At 65.0% G+C, this 23,115-nt stretch carries 18 protein-coding genes and 1 tRNA gene; 8 read left to right on the top strand and 11 right to left on the bottom strand.

The window, feature by feature from the left end; genetic code table 11:
- A complete protein-coding gene (locus llg_RS22450) occupies nucleotides 1-2,463 on the top strand; it encodes a tetratricopeptide repeat protein (RefSeq protein WP_338287321.1) in 2,463 nt (820 codons plus the stop codon).
- Nucleotides 2,464-2,506: 43 nt separating this feature from the next.
- Here the strand turns inward: llg_RS22450 and dinB are convergent, their stop codons facing one another.
- A complete protein-coding gene (gene dinB, locus llg_RS22455; protein WP_338287322.1) occupies nucleotides 2,507-3,559 on the bottom strand; it encodes a DNA polymerase IV in 1,053 nt (350 codons plus the stop codon).
- 46 nt (nucleotides 3,560-3,605) lie between these two features.
- Between dinB and llg_RS22460 the strand changes: the two genes are divergently transcribed.
- The 4 genes from llg_RS22460 (at nucleotide 3,606) to llg_RS22475 (ending at nucleotide 6,788) form a co-directional block, all read left to right on the top strand.
- A complete protein-coding gene (locus tag llg_RS22460; protein WP_338287323.1) occupies nucleotides 3,606-4,253 on the top strand; it encodes a peptidylprolyl isomerase in 648 nt (215 codons plus the stop codon).
- Nucleotides 4,254-4,374: 121 nt separating this feature from the next.
- Nucleotides 4,375-5,088 (top strand): glycerol-3-phosphate 1-O-acyltransferase PlsY, encoded by a 714-nt coding sequence (plsY, locus tag llg_RS22465; protein ID WP_338287324.1) that lies wholly within the window; start codon nucleotides 4,375-4,377, stop codon nucleotides 5,086-5,088.
- 10 nt (nucleotides 5,089-5,098) lie between these two features.
- A complete protein-coding gene (locus llg_RS22470; RefSeq protein ID WP_338287325.1) occupies nucleotides 5,099-6,115 on the top strand; it encodes an NAD(P)H-dependent glycerol-3-phosphate dehydrogenase in 1,017 nt (338 codons plus the stop codon).
- A 13-nt stretch (nucleotides 6,116-6,128) separates the two neighbouring features.
- On the top strand, nucleotides 6,129-6,788 hold the full coding sequence (locus llg_RS22475; protein ID WP_338287326.1) for a VTT domain-containing protein: 660 nt from the start codon (nucleotides 6,129-6,131) through the stop codon (nucleotides 6,786-6,788).
- A gap of 28 nt (nucleotides 6,789-6,816) precedes the next feature.
- On the opposite strand, the gene llg_RS22480 is transcribed toward llg_RS22475, so the two are convergent.
- The 4 genes from llg_RS22480 to llg_RS22495 form a co-directional block, all read right to left on the bottom strand.
- Nucleotides 6,817-7,275, bottom strand: a complete 459-nt coding sequence (locus llg_RS22480; RefSeq protein WP_338287327.1) for a hypothetical protein — start codon at nucleotides 7,273-7,275, stop codon at nucleotides 6,817-6,819.
- A gap of 14 nt (nucleotides 7,276-7,289) precedes the next feature.
- A complete protein-coding gene (locus tag llg_RS22485) occupies nucleotides 7,290-8,768 on the bottom strand; it encodes an ankyrin repeat domain-containing protein (protein WP_338287328.1) in 1,479 nt (492 codons plus the stop codon).
- Between the two features lie 57 nt (nucleotides 8,769-8,825).
- Nucleotides 8,826-9,515: a tRNA (N6-threonylcarbamoyladenosine(37)-N6)-methyltransferase TrmO gene (gene tsaA, locus llg_RS22490; RefSeq protein WP_338287329.1), complete on the bottom strand. Its 690-nt coding sequence runs from the start codon at nucleotides 9,513-9,515 to the stop codon at nucleotides 8,826-8,828.
- Nucleotides 9,516-9,605: 90 nt separating this feature from the next.
- Nucleotides 9,606-11,852 carry a hypothetical protein gene (locus tag llg_RS22495; protein ID WP_338287331.1) on the bottom strand — a complete coding sequence of 749 codons (2,247 nt, stop codon included), beginning with the start codon at nucleotides 11,850-11,852 and terminating at the stop codon, nucleotides 9,606-9,608.
- A 102-nt stretch (nucleotides 11,853-11,954) separates the two neighbouring features.
- On the opposite strand from llg_RS22495, the gene llg_RS22500 reads away from it, so the two are divergent.
- A complete protein-coding gene (locus tag llg_RS22500; RefSeq protein WP_338287333.1) occupies nucleotides 11,955-12,362 on the top strand; it encodes a hypothetical protein in 408 nt (135 codons plus the stop codon).
- Between the two features lie 40 nt (nucleotides 12,363-12,402).
- Complete coding sequence (locus llg_RS22505; RefSeq protein WP_338287334.1) at nucleotides 12,403-13,041, top strand: sigma-70 family RNA polymerase sigma factor; 639 nt, start codon at nucleotides 12,403-12,405, stop codon at nucleotides 13,039-13,041.
- Nucleotides 13,042-13,115: 74 nt separating this feature from the next.
- Here the strand turns inward: llg_RS22505 and llg_RS22510 are convergent, their stop codons facing one another.
- The 3 genes from llg_RS22510 to llg_RS22520 are packed head-to-tail and all read right to left on the bottom strand — an operon-like array spanning nucleotide 13,116 to nucleotide 18,548.
- Nucleotides 13,116-13,715 (bottom strand): PEP-CTERM sorting domain-containing protein, encoded by a 600-nt coding sequence (locus llg_RS22510; protein ID WP_338287335.1) that lies wholly within the window; start codon nucleotides 13,713-13,715, stop codon nucleotides 13,116-13,118.
- A 25-nt stretch (nucleotides 13,716-13,740) separates the two neighbouring features.
- The gene (locus tag llg_RS22515) at nucleotides 13,741-17,697 is read right to left on the bottom strand and encodes an Ig-like domain-containing protein (RefSeq protein WP_338287336.1); all 3,957 of its coding nucleotides are present in this window, start codon (nucleotides 17,695-17,697) and stop codon (nucleotides 13,741-13,743) included.
- Complete coding sequence (locus llg_RS22520) at nucleotides 17,694-18,548, bottom strand: hypothetical protein (RefSeq protein WP_338287337.1); 855 nt, start codon at nucleotides 18,546-18,548, stop codon at nucleotides 17,694-17,696. The genes llg_RS22515 and llg_RS22520 overlap by 4 nt, the downstream gene beginning before the upstream one ends.
- A 245-nt stretch (nucleotides 18,549-18,793) precedes the next feature.
- On the opposite strand from llg_RS22520, the gene llg_RS22525 reads away from it, so the two are divergent.
- A complete protein-coding gene (locus tag llg_RS22525) occupies nucleotides 18,794-20,449 on the top strand; it encodes a multicopper oxidase domain-containing protein (RefSeq protein WP_338287338.1) in 1,656 nt (551 codons plus the stop codon).
- A gap of 19 nt (nucleotides 20,450-20,468) precedes the next feature.
- On the opposite strand, the gene llg_RS22530 is transcribed toward llg_RS22525, so the two are convergent.
- The 3 genes from llg_RS22530 to llg_RS22540 all read right to left on the bottom strand — a co-directional run bounded on the left by llg_RS22530 (nucleotide 20,469) and on the right by llg_RS22540 (nucleotide 23,040).
- Nucleotides 20,469-20,551: transfer RNA gene (locus llg_RS22530), tRNA-Leu, on the bottom strand.
- Nucleotides 20,552-20,648: 97 nt separating this feature from the next.
- The gene (locus tag llg_RS22535) at nucleotides 20,649-22,109 is read right to left on the bottom strand and encodes a glycoside hydrolase (protein ID WP_338287339.1); all 1,461 of its coding nucleotides are present in this window, start codon (nucleotides 22,107-22,109) and stop codon (nucleotides 20,649-20,651) included.
- Between the two features lie 262 nt (nucleotides 22,110-22,371).
- Nucleotides 22,372-23,040, bottom strand: a complete 669-nt coding sequence (locus llg_RS22540) for a hypothetical protein (RefSeq protein ID WP_338287340.1) — start codon at nucleotides 23,038-23,040, stop codon at nucleotides 22,372-22,374.
- Nucleotides 23,041-23,115: the final 75 nt, after the last annotated feature.

The raw sequence follows: 23,115 nt of genomic DNA on the forward strand, positions 1-23,115 counted from the left end.
ATGATGATTCCAGATTTCATCCGCACCGCCGGACGCGCCCTCGGGGTGCTGGCGATCCTGACGTCGGTGGCAGCCGCCCAAGCGGCGGTGCAGGCCACCATGTCGAGCCGTTTCCTCGCCCGCGGAGAGACAGCCGTTTTCGAGATCGCGATCTTGAACGGAATGCCCCGCATCGAATCGAAACCCGCGGTCGCGACGGTGCCGGACGTCAAAATCGAAGCCGCGGGATCGGGACAGCGAATGGTGCCAGGTCGCCGCATGGCCTACGTCTTCCAATACTCGGTGTCTTCCTATGCGGTGGGGCACCACGTCATCCCGGCCGTCACCTTCCAGCTCAACGGGAACCCGGTCACCACCCAGCCGCTCGAGTTCGAGGTCTTCAATCCGGACGACCTGAAGTGGGCGGAAGCCACGGTGAGCCAGCAGAAGTTCCGCTACTCGGCCTCGTTTCATCCGCTGAAAAGCAATCCCTACGAAGGCGAAACGGTGCCGGTGGAGATCAAGCTCTACGTGCCGCGCGACCTAGCGGTGGCGGACTGGGGGATTCCCGAGTTCGAACGCGACGGGGTGGCGTGCTGGCGCTTCGAGCCGAACGACATGGCCGGTGACATCAATGTCCTCGGACGCGCCTACAAATCCATTTCCTATCCGAGTTCGATGACGGCCACCCGCTCGGGCACTGTCAGCATCGGCCCGGCCAATCTCCGGCTCATCATCCAGGAAACCGGCCTCTTCGGCCGCTGGGACCACACCGAGGTCTTCCTCGCGATCCCGAAATCCGACCTCCAGGCCAAGAAACTCCCGCCCGGCGCACCGGATGGCTTCGCCAATGCGGTCGGCTCCTTCACCATGACCTCCCGCACCACCCAAACCGAACTCCGCGAGGGCGACCCGCTTTCGGTGGACGTCACGGTGAGCGGCCGGGGCAATCTCGACGGCATGGCGGCCCCGAAGCCGAAGGATTCCCAGGGTTGGAAGATCTACGAGGCGGCCGCCGGACAGCGTGGCGACGAGCGCCGACAGGAAAGCGGCACCATCACCTTCAGCCAGTTCATGCGCCCGCTCGGCGACAAGGCGGCGGTGCCAGCCTTCCAACTGGTCTATTTCGATCCGGCACTGGAACAGTACAAGACCATCGAAACGCCGCCGATCCCGCTGAAGCTGCTGCCCTCGCTGAAGGAAAAAGCGCCCGCCGCGGCCGCGCTCGCTCCCCCGCCCGCCTTGGACATGCCGGTGGAGAAGATGAATGACATCCTCGGTCTGCTCCAACCGGCGCAGGTGCTAGTGCCCGGCACCACCGTGCTTCCGCCCTGGACCGGCCATGCGGTGGCCGGACTGGCTGCCCTTCTCCTGATGATCAAGGCATTCTGGATGCGAATCGCGCCAAAGGTGCGCAAGGATCCCGCCGAACTGGCCCGCCGCCAGGCGCTTCGCGATCTCGAACGCGCCCCGGCCAACGACCACCCGGCATTCTTGCGCTTGGCGGGCCGTTTCATCGAGCAGTGGCTCGGCAAGGCCTCCACCCAGAATCCGGCCCTGCACGCGATCCTGGAGGAACGCGATGCCACCTGCTACCGGGCGGAATCCCGTGGCAGCGATGCCAAGACCGATCGCTCCCGCCGCAGCGAGATCCTGAAGGTGCTGCGGAAAGCGACCTGGGTGTGGCTGGCCGTGGCATGGATGGGCCTTCCCGTCCGCTCGGAAGCCGCCGGGGACCAGCAGCTCCAATCGAACGCCGTCTCCGCCTACGACTCCGCCGAGTATGAGAAGGCGATCCAAACGTGGCTGGACGCCGGTCCTTTCGACCGCCTTTCCGCCGACACCCTCTACAACATCGGCAATGCCTGCTACCGGCTCGGTGCCCCGGGCCACGCCGCGCTCTACTACCGGCGGGCGCTCCAGAAGGACTCTTCCCACGCCGAAGCGCTGCAAAACCTGCGCTTCATCGAGCGAAAGAACGGAGCCGTGACCGTGAAGTGGAAGGAATACCAGTACGCGCTGGCCAAAATCCGCCTCGAATCCTGGCGGAACACGCTCTGGACCGGCGCGTGGATGGTCGTGCTCGGCCTGCTGGTGTGCCTGGCCACCCGGACAGGCTCGAAGGCCCGTGTACCCGCGGTGGCGGCCCTGATTTTCGGTCCGATGGTGGCGGCGGTCGGCGCACTGGGATGGCACTACTACCCGGACGACTCGCGCTTCGCGCCGGTCGAAAGACAGGCCGTGGTGGTGGGCGAAAAGGCCACCCTGCATTCCGAGGCCTCCCGGACCTCGTCGGAAATCATCGACGCGCCCGCCGGCTCGCTCTGTGAGATCGTCAAGGATCGCGGAAACTGGCTCTACGTGAGCTTCGCGACCAAGACCCACGGTTGGATCCCGGTGGAGAACGTCGAGAAGATCATCCCGGACAAGAAGCCCGAGCCGCCGAAGCTCCACAAACCGGACGCCGACAGCCGCAGCACGTGAAGCGGCCCTGCGGGACGAAATTCAAAATCCTAAATCTAAAATTCTAAACGGAAGAGTCGCCGAAGAACTCCATCTGGGCGGTGGCGTCCGGGTCTTCGAAACGGAGGGCGACGCCGATCAGGCGAACCGGCTTTCCCTCTCCCCGCTTCCAAGCCTCGGCGAGGAGTTCCTCGAAGATCTCCTCGTCGATCCGGGGATGAGCCCGTTCGGCGGTGGTGCGGGTGAAGTCGGAGAACTTCAGTTTCACCACCAGGCTCTTCACCACCCGGTCGGAGTGGTGGCGGGCGAGATCCTCCTTCAGCCCCTCGAGCAGCGCGCGCATCGGCGGAATCGCCGCCTGGGCGGTGAGCACGTTCTCGGAGAAGGTTTCCTCGGAACCGAGTGACTTGCGGGTGCGGTCGGGCTGCACCACGCGGTCGTCGATGCCGCGGCAGAGGTTCCAGAGTTCCAGCCCCCACTTGCCGAACCGGCGGGCGAGTTCGATACGGTCGAATTTCCGAAGGTCGGCGCAGGTTTCCACGCCCAGCACCGCCAGCTCTTCCCGGCCGCGCTTGCCCACGCCCCACAGCCGCCCAACCGGCAGGGCTGCGACGAAGGCATCGACCTCTTCCGGCGTCACCTCGAACTGGCCGTCCGGCTTGTTCCAATCGCTGGCGATCTTCGAGACCATCTTGTTCGGCCCGATCCCGGCGGAGGCGGTGAGGCCGGTTTCCTCGCGGATCTGGGCGCGGATTTCGCGGGCGATGGCCGCGCCGCCGCTCTGGAGGTGGGAGACGTCGAGGTAGGCCTCGTCGAGCGACAGCGGCTCGATGGCATCGGTGAAACGACCGAAGATGGCGCGGATGCGGGCGCTTTCCGCCCGGTAGAGGTCGAACCGGACCGGCACCAGCACGAGTTGGGGGCAGAGCTCCAGCGCCTTGAACACCGGCATGGCGGAGCGGCAGCCGAATTTCCGGGCCTCATAGTTCGCGGTGGTGAGGACCCCGCGGCGGCGGCTCCCCCCGACCGCGACCGGCCGACCGCGCAAGGCCGGGTTCTCCCGGACCTCAATGGCGGCGTAGAAGCAGTCCATGTCGATGTGGATGATTTTCCGCATGAGGGTCTCTTGCGCGGGCGGCGGGTTTGACCTAGGGATGTAGACGATGAAACGACGTTCCGCCATTTTCGCGCTCGCCCTGCTTCCGCTTTGCTCGTTCGCCGAGGAAGCCAAGGACAAACCAGCCGCCGAGGCCAAGCCGCAAGCCCCCGCGAAGGTGGAAAAAGTGCGCTTCAAGACCAACAAGGGCGAGTTCGTGGTGGAACTGAACCGCGAAAAGGCCCCGATCACGGTGGAGAACTTCCTGAGCTACGTGAACAAGAAGCATTACGACGGCACCGTCTTCCACCGCGTGATCCCCACCTTCATGATCCAAGGCGGCGGCTTCTCCCAGCAGTCCGGCCGGCTCTTGGAAAAGGCCGTCGACAAGCCGATCAAGAACGAGGGCCAAAACGGCCTGAAAAACCTGCGCGGCACCATCGCCATGGCCCGCACCAATGACGTCGACAGCGCGACCAGCCAGTTCTTCGTGAACGTGAAGGACAATCCGGATCTCGATTACCCGACCAATGGCGGCTACGCGGTCTTCGGCAAGGTCGTGGAGGGCATGGACGTGGTCGACAAGATCAAGGCCGTGCCGACCCACACCGCCGACATCTCGATGAAGCATCCGGTTACCGGCCAGGCGATGCGGATCCCGGCCCAGGATGTACCGGTGGAGGACGTGGTGATCGAATCCGCAAAGGCGGAATAAGCCCCCGAGCGGCGCAGGCATTCCAAAAGGCACGGGCCGCGCGGCCCGTGCCTTTTTCGTTCCCGGGGAGGCCAGCTAATGGGGGTGACAGCGGGGCGGGTTTCCATTACCCAAGGCGCCGATGCAACTCTGGCTCTGCCCGCTCATCGCCTTTCTCCTCGGTTCCGTGCCCTTCGGCCTGCTCATCGCGAAGGCGAAGGGCATCGACATCCGCCAGCACGGCTCCGGCAACATCGGTGCCACCAACGTGCTGCGGGTGGTGGGCAAGAAATACGGCATCACCTGCCTGTTCCTCGACGCGCTCAAGGGCCTGATCCCGACCATGTTGGGCCTCACCCTGATCCGCTACACCGGGGCGTCCGAGGCGATGACGATCAAACCGCTGCTTTCCCAAGCGCTGGAGCTCCCCTCCGATCTCCAATGGAAGGCCCAGTTGTTCCAAGTGGTGACCGGGCTGTGCGCCATCCTCGGCCACAACTACTCGCCGTGGGTTGGCTTCAAGGGCGGCAAGGGCATCGCCACCTCGGCCGGGGTGCTGATCGCGTTGATGCCCGCCGCGGTGGTGATCCTGATCGTGGTGTGGTTCATCCTGTTCAAGACCACCCGCTACGTCTCGGTGGCCAGCATCGGAGCCGCCGCGTTCCTGCCGATCCTCACGATCGGAGGCTCCGCCTATCACGGCAAGCTGGCGAACGGCAACTGGAACAAGCCGTTGTTCGCGTTCTCCGTGGTGATCGCCGTGCTGGCGATCTGGAAACACCGGGCGAACATCCATCGCCTGATGAAGGGCACGGAAAACCGTTTCCAGCCGAAGTCGAAGCAGACCAACGCCTGATCCCGATTTCATGTCCGCCATGACTTCCGCCGCCATCCTCGGCTCCGGCTCCTTCGGCACCGCCCTTGCCACCCTGCTCGCTCCGAAGCTGCGTGAGGTGGTGATCATCAGCCGCGATCCCGCCACCGCGGAGACGATCACGACCGGGCACCGGAATCCGCATTACCTCAAGGACGTGACGCTCGCGGACAACATCCGCGCCACCACCACCCTCGCTACCGCGGTGGAGCATCCGCTGGTGGTCTTCGCCGTGCCGACCTCGGCCACCCGCGGTATCGCAGTGGACTTGGCGAAGCTCGGACTCCCCTCCTCCGCCGTGCTGCTGTCCTGCGCCAAGGGCATCGAAAAAGCCACCGGCGAGCGCATGAGCCAAATCCTGCGCGACGTGTTTCCGGGCAATCCCATCGCCGCTCTTTCCGGCCCGAACCACGCCGAGGAGATCGCCCACCGGCTGGCCACCTGCGCCGTGATCGGTTCGAATGATGCCGCCTTGGCCATTCGCCTTCAGGAGCTCTTCACCCTACCGCATTTCCGCTCCTACACCAGCGATGACGTCGCCGGCATGGAGCTGGGAGGAGCGGTAAAGAACGTCTTCGCCATCGCCGCAGGGATCGCCCACGGATTGGGAGTGGGCGACAACGCCGTGGCGGCGCTGGTCACCCGTGCACTGGCCGAAATGACCCGCCTCGGCGTGGCGCTCGGCGGCCAGATCGAAACCTTCGCGGGACTGTCCGGGATGGGTGACTTGATCGTGACCTGTTTCTCCGAGCACTCGCGGAATCACCGTGTGGGCTTCGCCCTCGGCCAGGGCAAGACGCTGGAAGAAGCCGTCAACTCGCTGGGGATGGTGGCGGAAGGCGTGCCTAACACGCTTTCGATCCACGACGCGGCCCGCAAGGCCGGTGTCCGCACCCCGATCATCGACGCCGTCCACGGCATCCTCTACGAAAACAAACCGGCCGCCCGGGCCATGCACGAGCTGCTGACCCGCGATCCCCGCCCGGAGACCGATTCCAGCCAGTCCTGACCCTCTCCCCACCATGAAGGAAATCCTCGATCTTTTCCTGCACCTGCAGGATCACCTGAACGATTTCACCCGCGACCACGGTTCGCTGGTCTACGGGCTGCTGTTCCTGATCGTGTTCTGTGAAACGGGGCTTGTGGTAACCCCCTTCCTGCCCGGGGACTCGCTGCTCTTCGCCATCGGCGCAATCTCCGCCAACCCGGCCTCCGGCCTGAACGTCTGGATCGCCGCGATCACCCTGCTGGCGGCGGCGGCCATCGGCGACACCACCAACTACTGGATCGGTCGTACACTCGGCAAATGGCTCACCCGCCGGTTTCCGAAAGTCGTCAAGCCGGCCTATCTGGAGAAGACCCACCGGTTTTACGAAACCTACGGTGCCAAGACCCTGATTATGGCCCGCTTCGTGCCGATCGTCCGCACCTTCGCCCCGTTCGTGGCGGGCAGCGGCACAATGCCGTTCCGCAAGTTCATCTCGTTCAGCTTCTGCGGCTCGCTGCTGTGGGTGGGGCTGCTCGTCCCCCTGGGATGGTTCCTCGGGGGATACGAATGGGTCAAAGCCCACTTCGAATCCGTGGTCATCATGATCATCGCCATCTCGCTGCTACCGATGGTGATCGAGGTGATCCGCGCCAAACTGCGCGCGAAGAAGAGCATGGAAGGCGCGGCGGAATAAACGCCGCGCCATGGGAGCCCGGAACCAGTTACCGGCTCAGATCCTCCTGATACATCAGCTTGAAGCCGCTGGTCTGGAGCACGGTGACGGCGAATTCGTAGTCCTCCACGTGCATGGCCAGCATGGAACGCCCCTCCGGGCCGGGCATGAGCGAATAGGCGAAGTCGATGTTCGTCTCCGCGCCCATCAGGTGGTCCAGACACTGGAGCAACCCCGGACCGGATTCACGCAGGGCGACGACGATGACCTCGCAGGTGGTGTGCGGGATCCCCTTCTCGATGAAGATGTGTTCGGCGGTGTCCGGATCGCTGAGAATCAGACGGGCGATGGTGGCATCCCGCGAGTCCTGGACGCTGAGGCCGAGGACCTCGATGGCGGACGTGCGGAGCAGTTTCACAAGCGCGGCCAGAGCTCCGGCGCGGTTCGGCAGCATGACGGCGAACTGCCGGACAGGGGAGCCGGGTTCAACAATGACGGGTGGTTCCATGGATGAAAATCGTTTCAGCCGCGCGGGCCACGGAGCGGCAGGGTCTGCACCGCGCCGGTTTCCTTGTTCTCGATGACGATCTGGTTCGGCCGGACGTCGGCGACCGTGTAGTGGCTGCCGTCCGCACCGGTGAAGCGCTGGCCGGGGGAAGCGAGGTAGCGTTGGCCGGTGGCCGCGTCCTCGACGAGCGCGACCGGATCATGAGCGCTGGAAGGCGTCCCGGCGATCAGATTCCGCCGAACCCCGCTGGCGGTGTCCTCGACCTCCACGATGGAGACCTCGGCGGGCTTCGCGGCGCTGTCCTTCACGCTTTCATAGCGGCGCTGGACGCGGATCACCTTGAGGCGGGAGCCGGGAATCACCTCCCCTTCCGACACCTTGATTTCACGCGCCCCGCCACCGCGCACCTGGAGCCGGGCGGTGGTCCCCTCGACATGCTGGACCTCGATCGGGAGTTCCCGCTGGCGGAAATGGCGCATCACCAGACCCACCGGACCGGTGGCCGGGGAAGTCGCTGGAGCAGCCCCCACCGGGCTGGAAACCCCGAGGGCGCGACCTTCGATGGCAACCGCCGGGTCATGCGGACGCCCCTGACGGGCTTTGGGAGAAGAGGAGCCGGTTCCAGCGTCCACCGGAGCATCGCCCGCCTCCGCTTCATCCACGAACGAGGTCATCTCCTTGCCGATTTGCTCGTCGGACTTCAGGGCGAAATCCTGCTGGCCGGGCTCCGAGGAAAGTTGCTTGGCAAGATCGGCATGGCCCGCGGCGGCAGCCAGATCCGCGGCGGTGTGCCCCTCCGGATCCTTGGTGAAACGGTTCGATCCGATGTCGACGAGCAACTTGGCCGCCTCGGCGTGACCGTTTTCCGCCGCCACCATCAGCGCGGTGCGGCCATCGTCCATGCGGGCATAGACCGAAGCACCGTATTTGGTGAGTTCATCGATGACGGCTGCCTTCCCGAGCAGGGCGGCGGCGAGCAAAGCGCCATCGAGGTCGTCGCGATCGGAGGCAGCGAGATCGCCGATCATTTCGGCACGGCCCTCCTTCACCGCCAGCATCAGCGGCTTGTAACCCTCGGCGTCCTTGGCTTTGGGATTCGCTCCCTGGCGAAGCAGCCAGCGAACCATGTCCACCTTCCCCGCCCGGATCGCCTCCATCAGCGGGGTTCGGCCACCGGCACCGGGCTCGTCGATGGCCAGTTTCCGGTCGAGGAGAAACTTGGCGGCCTTCTGGGCACCCGCCGCCGCCGCCACATGTAGGGCCGTATTGCCCTCCGGATTCTTCGCCCCGAGGGCGATTCCCCCTCGGAGGAACTTCTCCAAGGCGGCCGCATCGTCGTCGGCCGCGGCCCGGAACCAATCGTTCTCGGTCAGTTGGTACCCAGCGTCGGAGAGATCCCGCTTGCTCGCCTTCTCCTTGTCTCCACAGCCCGCCAGCGTGACCGCCGTGGCCAGGAGCAGAATCCGGGGCAACCGCTGGAGATTCGCCTTCATGACGGGAGATTACTTAGGGTTTGTTAATCATGCAAGACGGGCCTGCCCGGTTTCCCATCATTTGAGGCGGGAAAGGGAAACGATCTCACAACTCCCGCCGGTGATGCGGAATTGCACGTCGTGGCCACAGAGTTTCGCCCCGAAAACCCGGTCCTCCTTGGCGGTTTGCACGGCGGGACGCGGGTCTTGGGCCAAGCACTCCCGGAGCACGGCCTGGGCGCGGGCCGGGAGGCGCTCGAACGCCTTTGAAGCAGCGGCCGAAACGATCACCTCCAGCATGGGAGGGGCCTCCGCCGCGAACCCGCCGACCGCGTCCGGCAGGGCCTCCGCGTAGGGCAGGTAGGGCTTGATGTCGTAGATGGGCGTGCCGTCGATCAGGTCCAAGCCTCCAAGCCGCAGGATCGGCCCCTCATCCGTGGAAGGCTCAACCGCCTCCAGCCGGACCAAGGACAAGCCGAGCCCATTCGGACGGAAGGTCGAGCGGCTGGCGAACACCCCCACCCGCTTGTTTCCTCCGAGCCGCGGCGGGCGCACGGTGGGAGTCCAGCCCTGTCCCGCGGTCCCGTGGAAGCCGAAGACCAGCCACACATGGGAGAATCCCTCCAATCCGCGAACCGTGGACGGATCCCGAAAATCCTCGTGGAAGACCAGTTCGCCCCACGCGCTGGGGCACAAGCCGGGCTGACGAGGAACGGCGAACTTTTCGCCGAAACAGGAGCGCACGGTGCCGATCGGGACGATTTCCATGGGGAGTGAAATGAAACAGCGGAGCCATCCCCGGGGACGGCTCCGCCATGGTCGAGGTCACCGCCTTTCCGGCGGGACCGTGATTGAAACTCAGTGGGTCTTGAAGTGGACCGTGCCGCGGAGGCGGCCGTCCTCACGGCGGACCCAGCTCGAGACCGAGTCGTAGTCCTCAAGGGCCTTGATGGCCTTTTCGATCTTCGGCTTGTTCTCGGTGAACTGCTTGAGCTCGTCCTCGTTCTCCGCGAAGAGCTTGGCGGAGTTCTCATCGACGAGCTTCACCCAATCGAGGCTGAACTTGCGGAGCGGATCGAAGCGGAAGGTCATCGTGAAACCGGTGCCCGGGGTGCTCTCCTTGTCGGCGGCCTGGCCGAGCTCGATGGCGTGGACCTTCGAAGTGGAGGCGATGAACCACTTGTCGCTGACCGTCACGGACGGCATGAACTCCTCGTTGAAGAACGGCATCGAGAAGAACCAGGTGGTGAACCCGGCCTTCTCCGAGCTGACCGGCTTCTGCATCGGGATCTCCTTCCCGTTGATCTCGCTGATGGTCTTGAGGATGTTGGTGGCGGAGCCGTTGATCTTGTTCCAGGAGCTCTCGATCTTGCTGCGGTCGGCGACCGGAGAGATCCACGAGGCGCGGACGAACTTGCCCTTGTCCGCGACCTCCTGCGGAATGCCAGGAACGGTCGGCACGCCGCCCTTCAGGTCCACTACGATGGCGGACTCGTTGCCGAGGGCGTCGGAAAGGTCACCACGCAGGGCATCGACGAGGGACACCGTGTCCGTGCGGAACTTGGTGTCGAACAGCTTCATGCCTTCCTGGAACTTCTTGAACTCCGGGTTCTCGGTCTTGATCGGCGCGTCCGAGAATTTTTTCGCCACGGCGTAGCTGGTTTCCACGAGGGACTCGGCGTATTCGCGGGCCTTGGTGTCGTAGGTCGTGTCCGTGCCGAAGTTCGCGAAGAACAGCACCTCGTTCGAGCTGCCGAGACCGCCGAGGCGGGTCGGGGTCTTCCAGTCGATCACGCCCTTGTCGATGCCGCCGAAGGTCTCGATCTTCAGGCCCTGCTCGAAGAACGCCACCACGCCGGAGGTGTCGGTGGTGGTCAGCTTCTGGAGCGCCTGTTCACGCTCGCCGACGATCTGGAGCATCGCCTCGATGTCGCGGGTGTCGCCCAGGCCCTCGGCACCGGCGAGACCGTCGCGCAGGCCGTTGGTGAGATCGGACAGGCCGGTGTTGAGCTGGCCGGCAACCTCCGAGAGCGACTTGGTGTTGTAGGTCAGCGCGGCGAGTTCCTTGCCCGCGTAGCCATCGACATAGGAGATATCATTGGAGGCGGCGAGGCCGTCCTTCGCCTCGGCGACGAGCTGGCAATCCTCCGTCGAACCGCCGATGAAGGCGATCACGTAGTCACCCACCACCGCGGAGGCGCCCACGATGTTCTTCTTCGCGATGGCGGCGAGCATCTTGTCCACGGTCTCGGGATCGAGGTCCTTCTCCATGTCCGCGCGGGCCTTGGCGAGCTGCTTGGAGAACTTCTCACCGAGCAACTTGTAGCCCTTGAAGGTGGCACCGGCGGAGGTGAACTCGACCGGCTCGACCATGTCCTCGGCCATGCCCATGTATTCGACGACGGAGGCCACCATCTGGGCGACCTGTTCACGGTCGGCCTGGGCGGTCTTGAAGCCGATGTAAACCGGCGGGAGCTGGACCTTGTCGAACAAGGCCATGCCGGACTGCGGATCCTTCGCAAGGTCCAGGAAAGTTTGCTCGCTGAGCTTGGAGGACTCCTCCATGCCCTTCTCCTCGCCCTTGGCGGCGGCCACGAGCATCTTGGCGAACATCTTGCCTTGGAAATAGTTCATCCGGTGGCTGACGGTCACGAGGTGGCCGAGCTGGTCGGACGTGCCCTTGCCGGTGGCGAGGAACACCTCGTGGCCGAGCAGCGCGCCCGGGCCGGAGGGGGCATCCTTCGCCTCGCCGTCGGCGGGCTTGTCCAGGTTGTCCAGGGCACCGTCGGACTCCTCCTTGATGACCGTCCAGAGTTTGGTCTTCTTGAGGCGGTCCGCCATCTTGATGCCGTCATAGACGGAGAGAAGGCTCTCGGTGTTCTTCGGCAGGTGCTTGATGATGCCGAACTTCGCGGCGCGCTCGTCCGCGGAAAGGGCCGGGACGGCGGGTTTCGCGGCGGGAGCGGCCTCCGCTCCCTTGCCAGCGGCAGGTGCCGCCTTCTCGGCGGCGGGTTGATCCTTCGCGGCGGCGGGCTCTTCCTTCTTGCAGGAAGCGGCGATCACGGCGCAGGCGGGCAGGGCCAACCAGAGGGGACGAAATTTCATAGGTGCCCAAGCCTAACAACAGATCCCCCAACTTCGCAAGGAGAATGGTTGGACTCAAAAATCACTCCCCACCGCCGCCACATCCGCTAACATCCCCCGCACATGGCGAAAGGATACGAGATCCATCAGGCCCGGGCCGCGGCCCTGCAGGCGCTGGGCAAGGACCTGGCACGGCGCGCGAAGTCGAAATGCGAGCTGACCGGCGCGGCCGGGGTGCCGCTGCGTGCCTACGAAGTGCCACCGGTGGGGGCTGAACCGGACCTCGACCGCACGCTGCTGGTGTCCGAACCCTGCCTGGAGGCGCTGGAGCGCCCGAAATCGCTGGCGGGCCAGGAATGGCGTTGCCTGGTGGAAACGGTGTGGGCGGAACTCCCTGCCGCCCAGGTGGTGGCGTGGCGGATGCTGAAAGTGCTCGCCGCCCGCGAGGACTGGGCCCGCGACGCGCTGGATGAAGTTTTTCTCGATGACGCCGTCCAAGAATGGGCGGAATCTTCACCATTGGAGCCCTAATCCGCAACTTTCCGGCGCGCCGCGGGTTGCACACGCAATCATGTTGAGCGCCGGAGTCGCCACACTGCCGCAGATCGCCATGGCCGACACGGACACGCCATCCCTACCCGCTGAGGAATCCCTCGACGCGGTACTGATGGCGCGTGCCGGCAACGGGGATCACGCGGCCTTCCGCCAGATCGTGGAACGCCACCAACACGCGGTGGTGGGCACGGTGGCGAAGATGCTCGGGGATCCGGCCGAGGCCGAGGACATCGCCCAGCAGGTGTTCCTGCGGCTGTGGCGCCACGCGAAGCGCTACCGCCCCGAGGCGAAGTTCACGACCTATCTCTTCACCATCGCCCGCAACCTGGTTTTCAACGAAAGCCGCCGCCGCGGACGCCGCAAGGAAGTCTCGGTGGAGGAACGCGAGGACTCGGCGAATTTCCATCTCCCCGCCCCCACCGAACGCGAACCGGATTCCGCGCTGCTGCAGGGCGAACTCCAGGCCGCTGTCGACAAGGCCATCCAATCGCTGCCGGAAGCCCAGCGGGTGGCGGTGATCCTGCGCCGCTACGAGCAGATGCCGTATGAAGAGATCGCCAAGGTATTGGAACTGACCGTGCCGGCGATCAAGAGCCTGCTGTTCCGCGCGCGAACGACGCTGCGCGAGGCGCTGCGGGATTATTTGGACGATTGATGGGGAGCGCGGCGAACAATCGCCGCACTCCATGAAAGAAGACGGGACAAGAATGTCCCGTCTTCCAGCTATCATCACTTCCGCCTGCGGCGGAACAGCACCACCGACCCAACGCCGAGCAGGGCGAAGGCCGAGGGCTCCGGCACCGCGACCACGGAGCCGACGGTGATCGCCGAGCCGTTCGTTTCGTAGGCCCAGTCCCGGATCAAGCCCGCCGAACCGTCGTTGGCGAAGGTGACGCGCATCCAGCCGTAGAAGGTGCCGCTGTTGTCATTCGGAGTGAACTGGAACCCGATGTAGCCCTCGCCGCCGGAGGTGAACTGCCCCGGGCCCGTGCCGACATGCGTTTCCGACCCGCCAAAGCCGGTCAGGAAATTCAGCGAGCCATCAACCGTGGAGCCGAGGGCGAGATTGAGGATCGGGGCATCGAGTGCGATGGTGGTGCGGGCGGGCTGGAAGGCGGCGCTGTTCGCCACGCCTTCACCGCCGAAGAAGGGATTGATGTCCCAGCCGGTGGTCTCGCTGCCACTGGTGGTGCCGGCATCGACGTCGAGATAGACGCCGTCGAAGGTCGTGGTGACCGGGATGTCCCGCAGGCCGCTGTAGACGATGGCCGCATGGGATGAAGCCGCGGAGAACAGGGCAGCGAAGACGAGGGAGGAGATGGTTTTCATGACAAGGAGAGGTTTCAGGGTTTCCTCAGTGGCTGGTGCTGACCTTCACCCGGAAGAACCGGGCCTTCTTGCCTCCCACGAAGAGCGGATAGCGGATGCTCACCGCCTCCACATCACCGCCATCCGCCACCACCGTCGGCGTGGCCGTGCTGTCCGTCCAGGTGGTGAGGTCACCGCTGAACTGCGGAGTATAGACGAGGCCCTCGTCCTGATAGGTCTTGCGGCGGACAAAGAGCACGCGGAAGTCGGTGCCGTTGTTCGTGGCCTGATACCACGTGGCCGGCATGCCGCGCTTCGTCAGGGAGTGGGAGCCAACGTTCACGTCGATCGGGGTGGTGTCGCCGGTGACACTCGCGTTCAGGCCGAAGGCGAACTGGAGGAAGTTCGAGACCCCGTCGGCATCCTTGGTGGAGGACGCGTCGTCCGAGTAACGGTTGAGGCCGTTGGCGAGCTCGTATTCATCCGGAATGCCGTCGCCATCGGTGTCCGCGGCACCCTTCTTGATGATCGTGAAGTTGTCGGGAGTGGCGCCGCCGGACTGCACGTAGGTGGCCTTCAGCGTGGTGCCGTTGACGTCGATGTTCACCGTGCCGACGGTGTTGTAGGAGATGTACATCGCGGCGTGGTTGATCGATCCGGCGTCGGCCAGACCGGACATGCCGGCGGTGTTGTAAACGGTGCCGAAGTGGTCGCGCGGGCCGGTGAGGGGCTTCACATAGGCGCCGTCACCCGGGATCACGGTCCCGGCGGTGGTGGCGGTGGCGGTGAAGTTCGGAGCCTGGCGGATCACGCCGGACGCGCCGGTGGTGATGCCGGTCACACTGCCGTTGCCGGCGTTCTTCTTCATGCCGCTGGTGATCGTGCCGCTGGTACCGTAGTGGCCGTCGATGAGGAAGCTGCGCTCGTAGTTGTGGCTGTGGCCGACGAACACAAGGTCCACCCCGCCCTGCTCGAGGATCGGATTGAAGCGCGTGCGCATGTTCACCATCTGCGTCTCGCTGTCCGAATCGTGGCTGCCCTTCGAATACGGCGGATGGTGCCAGAAGGCGATGATCCAGGTGGCGGTGGTGCTGGCGAGGTCCTGGCGCAGCCAGGCGGCCATCGGGCCGTCCTCGTTCACGCCGGTGGTGGCGGCGTTGTCCACGGTGGTGTCGCTGGCCTGGGAGTCCAGGCAGATCATGTGCACGTTGCCGTAGTCGAAGCTGTAGTAGTGCTCCGTGCCGGACGCCACGCCGCCGCACTCCGCCGCCTTCGGGAAGGTGAACATGTCGAAGTAAGGGAAGTTCGCCGTGGTGCTGGTGGAACCGTTGTTCGCGTCGTGGTTCCCGAGCGTGCTCCACTGCGGCATCTTCCGGAAGTAGTCGGCATACATGTTGAAGTAGCCGGTCTGGTATTCAGTGTCGGTGCCGCTGTTGTAGGCGTTGTCGCCGAGCTGGAGGTTCAGGTCCGGGACGCGGGAACCGGCGAAGGTGTAGTAGGCCTCGCGACCGTTCGCCTGGATCTGGGTGCCGCGGCCGCAGTCGCCGACCACCCAGATGCGGGTGTCCACCGCCGTGCCGGGAACCGGCGAGGTACGGAAGGTGTAGTCGGCCGCGGTTGGCAAAGGAGAGCCGGTCGGCTTGAAGGATGTCGTTTCCGCGGATTCCGGCGTGAGGGCGTCCTGCGACGAACCGACGCTGTAGTAGTAGCGGGTGTAGGGCGTGAGGCCGGTGAGGCGGATCTCGTGGTCCGTCTTCGCGCTGGCTTCATCGGTGCTCAGCGTGAGCGCATCCGGGGTAAGGCCGTAGCGGACACGGCCGATCACGGACTGGCTGCTGCGCCAGCGGACGACGATGCTGTTCTGGTTCGCCATGTTCAGATACGGCCCGCGCTGGAGCGTGCCGGACGGACCGGTGCTGACGGTGATGCTTACCGCGGACGAGGTGCCGGTGCCGCCAAGATCGTCCGTGGCGACCGCGGTGAGGCTGTAGGTGCCGGCGGTGACGCCGTTCCACGTGTATTGCCACGGGGCACTGGTCGCCTGGCCAAGCTTCGTCGCACCGTTGTAGAACTCCACCTTGGTGATCGTGCCGTCGCTGTCGCTGGCGTCCGCGGTGATCTGCACCGGATTGCCGAGGAACGACGTGCTGCCATTGGCCGGGGACGTGAGCTGCACCACCGGCTTGGCATTGCCGCCTTCGGTGATCACGTTCAGGTCCATGTCGAACCCGAGGTCCGAGCTGGTGTTGTCCCGCTGGTGGATTTCCACGGCGATGGTATTGGTCCCGGTCACCAGCGAACCGAACGGCATCGTGAGCGGGAAGAAGGTGGTCTCATCCGTGCTGTCGACGATCGTCGAGGAATTGGTGAGATAGTTGATTGCCCCGGAAGGCATGTTGCTGCGGGCAACCTCCACGCCATTGATGTAAATCACCGCGCCATCATCCCGCTGGAGCGTGGCCGAAAGGCCGATCACCTTCGACACGTCCGCGACGGTGAAGGTCTTGCGGAAGTAGTAGGTGATGTACTTCGTGCTGCTGGTCATGCCGGACGGCCCCTGGCGGAGCAGCGTCACCTGCGTGTCCCCGTATCCGAGACGGGCCGCACCGGAAGCCCAGGCGCTGTCATCGAACGCCGTAGCCGCCCAGGCGGTGCCTTGGTCGGTGCCGTCATCGAGGTACTTCCACGTCGCACCGCGGGCGAGCGCGGCGTTGTCGGTGTAGGCGGTGGCGATGACGTTCACCACGGTGGAGGTGGTGATGCCGCCGTCGTTGTCGGTCGCCTTCGCGGTGAGGGTGTAGTTACCCACGGCGATGCCGGGCAGCGTGAGGGTGTAGGGCGCGGTGGTGCTTTCACCGAGCTTGGTCGCGCCGTTGTAAAACTCGACCTTCGAGATCACGCCATCGGTGTCCGAGGCGGAGGCTGTGAGTGTCAGCGACGACGCGGGAATCTTCTGGCCGTCCGTGTGCGAGGTCAGCGCCACCGTGGGAGCGACGTTCGAAGGATTCGTCACCGTGATGTTCACCGCCGTGGAGGTGGTGGACGCGCCGTCGTTGTCCGTGGCCTTCGCCGTGAGCGAATAGGAGCCGGAGATCATGCCGGTCCACGAGTATTGGAACGGCGACGAGGTGGCCTCACCCAGCTTGGTGGCGCCTTGGTAGAATTCCACCTTGGCAACGGTGCCGTTCGCGTCGGCGGCGCTGGCCACGAGATTCACCGGTGCGGGGATGGCCACGGTGTCTCCGTTCGTCGGAGCGGTCAGGCTGACGGTCGGGGCTGGTTGCCCGCCGCTGATCACCACGTTGTCGAGGCCGATGATCTGGTCCGGGGAAGTCTGAGTGGCGTTGTCATCCACCCAGCGCAGCAAAAGCGTGGAACCGGCGGCCCAGTTGGCCGAAAGGCTCACCGTCGTGGCCGCCACGGAGGTCACGCCCGTCGTGTTCGGCACCACCACGCCGGAGGAGCCGGAAACCGTGGGGTTCAGCGCGGAGACGTTGGTCCAGGTGGTGCCGTTGTCGAGGCTGTAGAACAACCAGTAACCGGGCAATTCGTTGACCGTTCCAGCGACCGTGTAGCGCCGGGTATCGTAGGCCACCGAAATGCTGGAAACCGCGCCGCCGGTGCCGTTGGTCAGGGAGAGCTGCGACGCCACCCCCGAAATGCTGGTCGGGGAAGTCGCGAACACCCGGTCGGAGGACGACGCGCCTTGCGCGTTGTAGCCACTGTTGTTTGAGACTCCCGATGGGGCATTGCTCACCGTGAGCGCGCTGGCGGTGGTGCCGGTGGCGGAGAGGGAACTCGCGGTGATGCTGGATGTCCAGGTGGCATTCGTTCCAGAAGGAGCGATCCAAGTGGTCCACCCGGTAGGGCGGGTGGTGCCGGCCGTTCCCATCGAATCGAAGTTCTGGGAATACGTGCCGGTGAAGCTGACGGACTGGGCGCGCGCCACACCGGACAGCGTGGCGATGGCGACCGCCAGCGGTGGGAGGAATCGGAGGTTCATGGGGCTTTCGTGGAGACGAAGGGATTGGGGGAGGTCTGGGGGGAAAGGGAATCGAGCGCGGCGATCGCCTCGCGGGCCTGCTGGGCCAGCTTCGACATCGAATGCGAACCACGCTCGGCCTCGGGCAGCGCCTTGAGGTGATCGGAAAGCGCCAACCATGCGGCCCGGGCTTCGGTCAGCCGGTTCGCCTCGGTGAGAATCGACGCGCGGCGCGCCATCCACGGCTCCGGGCGCGGGGCGAGGCGCTGCAAGGTGGACACGCGGACCAGCGCGGCATCGAAACGCTCCGCCAGCACCTCGATCTCCAGCACTTTCATCTGGAGCGACGGAATCGGGCCGAGACGCTTGAGGCCGTTTTCCAGCACCTTCACGGCTTCATCGGTGTGGCCGTTCGCCGCCATGCACGCGGCGGTTTCCTGCACGAGATCCGGCTCGGCCTCGCGGTTCGAGGCGAGCGCGGCGGCGTAATCGAGCAACGCCTTCTCGTGGAGGGACAGCTTCGTTTCCACCCGGGCACGGGAAGCCAGCGCGCCCCAATGGGTGGGGTTCGCGGCGAGATGGGTATCGAGAGCCGCCTTCGCTTCCTCGGGCTTGCCCTGGGCATCGAGCACCTGGCCCTTCACCCACAGCACCGGGAACTTGCCCGGCGCGCACTCCTCGGTCTTCTCCAAATCGCGCAGGGTTTCCTCGTAATCCTCGTGCTCCAACTCCAGTTCGGCCCGCCGATACCACAGCTCGCCGTTGCGGGGCTCTTTCTCTAGCTGCGCGTCCACCAGCGCCATCAGGTCGCTGTGGACCCCATGCGCGTGCGAAACACCGGCCAAGGAACCGATCACCGCGACCAAACACATCAACGCGAGGCGTTTCCGTGAGATCGAGGCACGACATTCCAAGGCCGGCTTTCTTCCACACAAAAAAATGAGAATCCCGGGGGGCAACACGGGTGCGAAATGAAGCACCGATTCCCCATCCGCCTAACATTCCATCGTGACGGAATAATCAGTGAACACCGCGTCACCTCCCGGGAAAAACCGCGAAACGAAACCGTCACCAACGAACGCGCATTTCCGCGAACCCGCCGGATTATGAGAACGCCGTGTCCCGTCGCTCCCCCGCCCTGCTGCTGCTCACTGCAGCCGCGTTGATCCTTACCGCGCTTCCTGCCCGCGCCTGCCCGTGGTGCCAGGTGAATCCGGTGATGAAACCCACCGTGTTCGAAGGCGACCCCGATCCCGGCGGCAAGTACTTCGGCCGGACGCCCGACCCCGCGCGCGTCCGCCACTACTACCTCGCCGCTGAACCCGAAATCTGGAACTACCTCCCGGAAGGCAAGGATCCGGTGATCGGCGCGAAGATCCCGCCGCAGATCACCGCGAACCCGAGCTACCCGAAAATGCGCTACCGGCAGTACACGGACGCGACCTTCACCACCCGGTCCCTGCCGGACGACCGCCTCGGCATCCTCGGTCCGGTGCTGCGCGGCATGACCGGGGACTACATCGTGGTCACGCTGCTCAACCGCCTCTCCACCCCCGTTTCCCTCCACCCCCACGGCGTCCGCTACGACAAGGACAGCGAGGGCTCCAGTTATCTCACGGAACGCGGTCTCGGTGCCGCCATCGCCCCGCAGGCCCGCTTCACCTACGTGTGGTATCTCGACGAGGCCAGCGCACCCGGACCGGACGAACCGAGTTCGAAACCCTGGCTCTATCACAGCCACGTGCTGGGCGATGAGGAGATCAACTCCGGACTCTCCGGGTTCATCGTGGTGACCGACGCCAAACGAGCCCGCCCGGATGGCACGCCCGCCGACATCGACCGCGAGATGGCGATGCTGCTCCAGAACTACGATGAAAGCGGCATGAAGGAGAGCACCGAACTCTACGAACAGGTGACCGCGCCGGATGGCAAGGGCATCGACGGAGGCCCGCCCCCCGCCGGTCCACCGCCGTGGGCGGAAGCCGCGGAACTGCGCGAACTGGCGATGCGCCACGCGATCAACGGTCGCATCTTCGGCAACACCCAGGGCTTCGACATGAAGGAGGGAGAACGCGTGCGCTGGTATCTCTTCGCCCTCGGCAATGAAGCGGACGTCCACACCGCCCATTGGCACGGTGCCCGCTTGCGCGGACCGGGCGGGCACATGACCGACGTGGTGGAGCTCATGCCCGGCACCATGAAGGTGGCGGACATGGTGGCGGACAATCCCGGCAGTTGGATGATCCACTGCCACGTGGGCGAGCACATGATGGAAGGCATGTACGGCCACTACCAGGTGCTCAAGAAGGACGGCCCCGCCATCGAGGCAGCCCCCTTCTTCGGCCTCCTGAAGGAAAACCAGAGCGTCGAGTGGATCTCGGCCGAAGGCAAACTCGACCCCGCCAATCCGTCCCTGAAACTGCGCGCCACCCTCACCGCCTACGCCAATCTCCCGCTGTGGAATACCCGGCTCGGCCTCACCCTCGGCGAGCGCAAGGCCGGCACCCGCCTCGACCGCAGCGGTGCCGGCGCGAACAACGGCGTGAAGTTCAAGGTCCTCAATGGCGATCCCTCCGGCCTGGTGCAGAGCGACAAGCTGGACGTCGAAATCACCTTCGAATCGAAGGAATGGGGCGATGATTTCAAAAAGCGGATGGAAGACAAATCCCCGCAACCACTTCCCGTGAAACTCTCACTCGACGATACTGTGCACGAGGTTCCGCTCTCCATTGAGATCAAGGACCAGGCGCTACGACTCAAGGCGCTTCATTGATCCCACATCCCGGATCCCGTGCCTCCGGCCGGACTCGAACCGGCACGCCCTTGCGGGCAACGGATTTTAAGTCCGCAGCGTCTACCATTCCACCACGGAGGCGTGGGATTCCCGGCGCGGGCCGGTCAGGTGACGGGGACGCTAGCGGTCCGGCCTCCGGGCGTCCAGAGGCGAACCGCGCGGACATGAAGATTCCCGGTTACCTCAACCGCGCCTCGGGAATCACGAGCGTCTGCACCGACTTCTCCGGCATCGGAAAGGACAGCACGGAACCCGCCAACGGCACCTGCGGCAGCACTTGATAGCGCGCTTGTCCCTCCGGCTGGGTGAGCCACACATCCGCCTTCCGCCCCACCGCCGCGAATTTCGAAAGATCCACGCGAACGGTCCGCGCCTGGGAGTTGTCATTGAGGCAAACCAGCGTGAGACGGCTCTGATTGGCCTCGTAAGCAGCCACCACCGACTCGTCCCCGGTGGTGAGAATGACAGCCCCCTCCGGAATGCCACGCGTGTAATGCGCCAGCACCTGCCACTTCGGGTTCACCTGGACCATGCGTGCCCGCCGCAGATCCCCCGCGATGAGCCCCCAGCCGCCGCCATCCACCACCTGCCAATACGACCACGACACCGGCTTCAAGTGGGACACGTCGCGATGGAGATTGCGGGCCATGTTCAGCCCGGTCGGATCGCCATCGCCATATTCCGAGTTCCACACCACCTTGCCATCGGCCTCGGCCAGGCGATGGAGTTCCGCCCGGTTGCCCTTCGCTTCCTGATACCCGTGCACGTTCAGGTGGCTGACGAGGTTCTTCACCGCTGGCGTGAAACTCCGCCACGTTTCGATCGCATGATCGTAGTAGGTCTCCTCCGAGGCCGTAATGGGCAACGACTTCAAGCCGCGGCGGTCCAATTCCTCCCGCACCAGCGGGAGGATCCGGGCCTGCGCGGGCGCGGACACATGGCAGCCCTCCTGCTTGCAATCGGCGAACCACCAGTCCGAGCGGGGCTCATTGAAGGGCGCCACCGAGGTGAACGTGATCCCCCAATGGTCCGCGGCGCGGCGGGCGACGGTCGCCAGATAGATCGCGAAATCCCGCTCATGGGCCACGGCGAGGTTGTCGTCCGTGGGCTTTGGACCGCCGGAGGGATTGTCGTTCTTCGTCATCCACCACATCGGCGAGTTGGAGAACAACTCGAAGTGCTTCACTCCCCGCTCCTTCGCTTTCCCCAGCATCAGGCGTTGGTTGGCATCCACCGACCAGTTCCAGGATGACGACTCCGGATCGGAACTGCGGCCATCCAGCCAGAATCCTTCCATCTGGCGGTAGCGGTGGATGATCTTGGAAGCGACCATCTTCCGTCCATCGATCTCGTTCCAACTGCATGCCCCGGCGTTGTAGCGGACGAAATTCAGCCCGAGCCCGGGAACCAGCCCCGGCCCCACCTTCACAGCCTTGGTCGTGAAAAGCGCGTCGGCCAGATCGTCCCGATCGCCGAAGACCCCGGCCCACCAGGCAAGCGAAACACCCCAGCCCTGCCAGTTGCCCTGTCGTGCCGCCGGATCGATCGTCACCACTCCGGAACCGGACTCCGCGGCGGATGACACAACCGGCAGAGCCACAAGACCGAAGCAGAGAAGAATGGAAGAGAAGCGGATCATCGTTCGGCCTTTGGGTCCGGAAACAACGATTCAACCCCGCTCCACGTTTCGCGGATCAGCCAAAATGCCGATATTGTGGTTTTCCTTGGGTTTCATCCTTCACCGATAAAATCGGCCCCCTCCCACGGGTGGAGGGGGCCGATTCATTGCATCGTACCCGGGAAAGCCGTGTCGCGCGCGAGTCAAAGCGCCTTCATAAGGGAAGGGCGGCAATCCACGGCGAAACCCGACACCGGCGTATGACTTTATCGGCAGGACTGCCCTATTCCCCTACGGGAGCCGCCAGATGGCGGCTCAGATTCTCCAGCTCGTCCCGTGCCCGCGCACGAAGACCCGCATCGGTGAATCCGTCCGCCCAACGACCTGCCGCGGCGGGATCCCGGAGACCCCATTGGTGCAGGACCGCCATGGCGGCCTCGCCCTGCAATGGCCCCGGCTCAAGCCCCGCCACCAGGCCTGCCGCCGCCATCGGGTCCGATTTCGCCACGACAAACGATGCCCTGGCCAGAATGCGATCCCGCCAGAGGCCCGGAGGCTGATCCCGGCCCCATTCCACCACGGCCTCCGGCTCCCGGGCCGCCCACTGCATCGCCAGGTTTTCCAACAGGCTATCTCCCCCCGCTTCATCGGCATGATGGGCCACGGCGCGCTCGATCGCTACACGGGGGTCCCGTTCCGCCACGGCATAACAAACCACGGAGCGGGTGGAGCGGCGTTCACCGGAATCCTCCAGCCCAGCGCTCCAGGCCAAGGCGTCATCGGGCGCTTTCACCGCCCACCCGCGGAGCAGATCCCGCATCAAGGCGGTTCTCTCCTCCCCTGCCACGAGCCCACGGGCAAACGCCATGGCCCCCTGCGGATCGGCATCGATCCAGCGGGACGCCAGTCTCCGCCGCGCTGCGGCCGCCGCCACGGAATGCCTATCCGCCATGATACGCCGGTATTCCAACTCCGGTGCAAACCGTACTTGGACCCGTCCACCCGGAACACGGCCCTCCGGAACGGT

Origin of the sequence: Luteolibacter sp. LG18, assembly GCF_036322585.1 — a bacterium.
Lineage (GTDB): Bacteria > Verrucomicrobiota > Verrucomicrobiia > Verrucomicrobiales > Akkermansiaceae > Luteolibacter.

Bases quoted from the DNA above. Each gene is read 5' to 3' on its own strand.
- llg_RS22520 (WP_338287337.1), bottom strand. From the start codon at position 18,548: ATGTGTTTGGTCGCGGTGATCGGTTCCTTGGCCGGTGTTTCGCACGCG.
- llg_RS22480 (WP_338287327.1), bottom strand. From the start codon at position 7,275: ATGGAACCACCCGTCATTGTTGAACCCGGCTCCCCTGTCCGGCAGTTC.
- llg_RS22510 (WP_338287335.1), bottom strand. From the start codon at position 13,715: ATGAAAACCATCTCCTCCCTCGTCTTCGCTGCCCTGTTCTCCGCGGCT.
- llg_RS22535 (WP_338287339.1), bottom strand. From the start codon at position 22,109: ATGATCCGCTTCTCTTCCATTCTTCTCTGCTTCGGTCTTGTGGCTCTG.
- llg_RS22460 (WP_338287323.1), top strand. From the start codon at position 3,606: ATGAAACGACGTTCCGCCATTTTCGCGCTCGCCCTGCTTCCGCTTTGC.
- llg_RS22470 (WP_338287325.1), top strand. From the start codon at position 5,099: ATGTCCGCCATGACTTCCGCCGCCATCCTCGGCTCCGGCTCCTTCGGC.
- llg_RS22515 (WP_338287336.1), bottom strand. From the start codon at position 17,697: ATGAACCTCCGATTCCTCCCACCGCTGGCGGTCGCCATCGCCACGCTG.
- tsaA (WP_338287329.1), bottom strand. From the start codon at position 9,515: ATGGAAATCGTCCCGATCGGCACCGTGCGCTCCTGTTTCGGCGAAAAG.
- llg_RS22495 (WP_338287331.1), bottom strand. From the start codon at position 11,852: ATGAAATTTCGTCCCCTCTGGTTGGCCCTGCCCGCCTGCGCCGTGATC.
- llg_RS22540 (WP_338287340.1), bottom strand. From the start codon at position 23,040: ATGGCGGATAGGCATTCCGTGGCGGCGGCCGCAGCGCGGCGGAGACTG.
- plsY (WP_338287324.1), top strand. From the start codon at position 4,375: ATGCAACTCTGGCTCTGCCCGCTCATCGCCTTTCTCCTCGGTTCCGTG.
- llg_RS22475 (WP_338287326.1), top strand. From the start codon at position 6,129: ATGAAGGAAATCCTCGATCTTTTCCTGCACCTGCAGGATCACCTGAAC.
- llg_RS22450 (WP_338287321.1), top strand. From the start codon at position 1: ATGATGATTCCAGATTTCATCCGCACCGCCGGACGCGCCCTCGGGGTG.
- llg_RS22505 (WP_338287334.1), top strand. From the start codon at position 12,403: ATGTTGAGCGCCGGAGTCGCCACACTGCCGCAGATCGCCATGGCCGAC.
- llg_RS22500 (WP_338287333.1), top strand. From the start codon at position 11,955: ATGGCGAAAGGATACGAGATCCATCAGGCCCGGGCCGCGGCCCTGCAG.
- dinB (WP_338287322.1), bottom strand. From the start codon at position 3,559: ATGCGGAAAATCATCCACATCGACATGGACTGCTTCTACGCCGCCATT.
- llg_RS22485 (WP_338287328.1), bottom strand. From the start codon at position 8,768: ATGAAGGCGAATCTCCAGCGGTTGCCCCGGATTCTGCTCCTGGCCACG.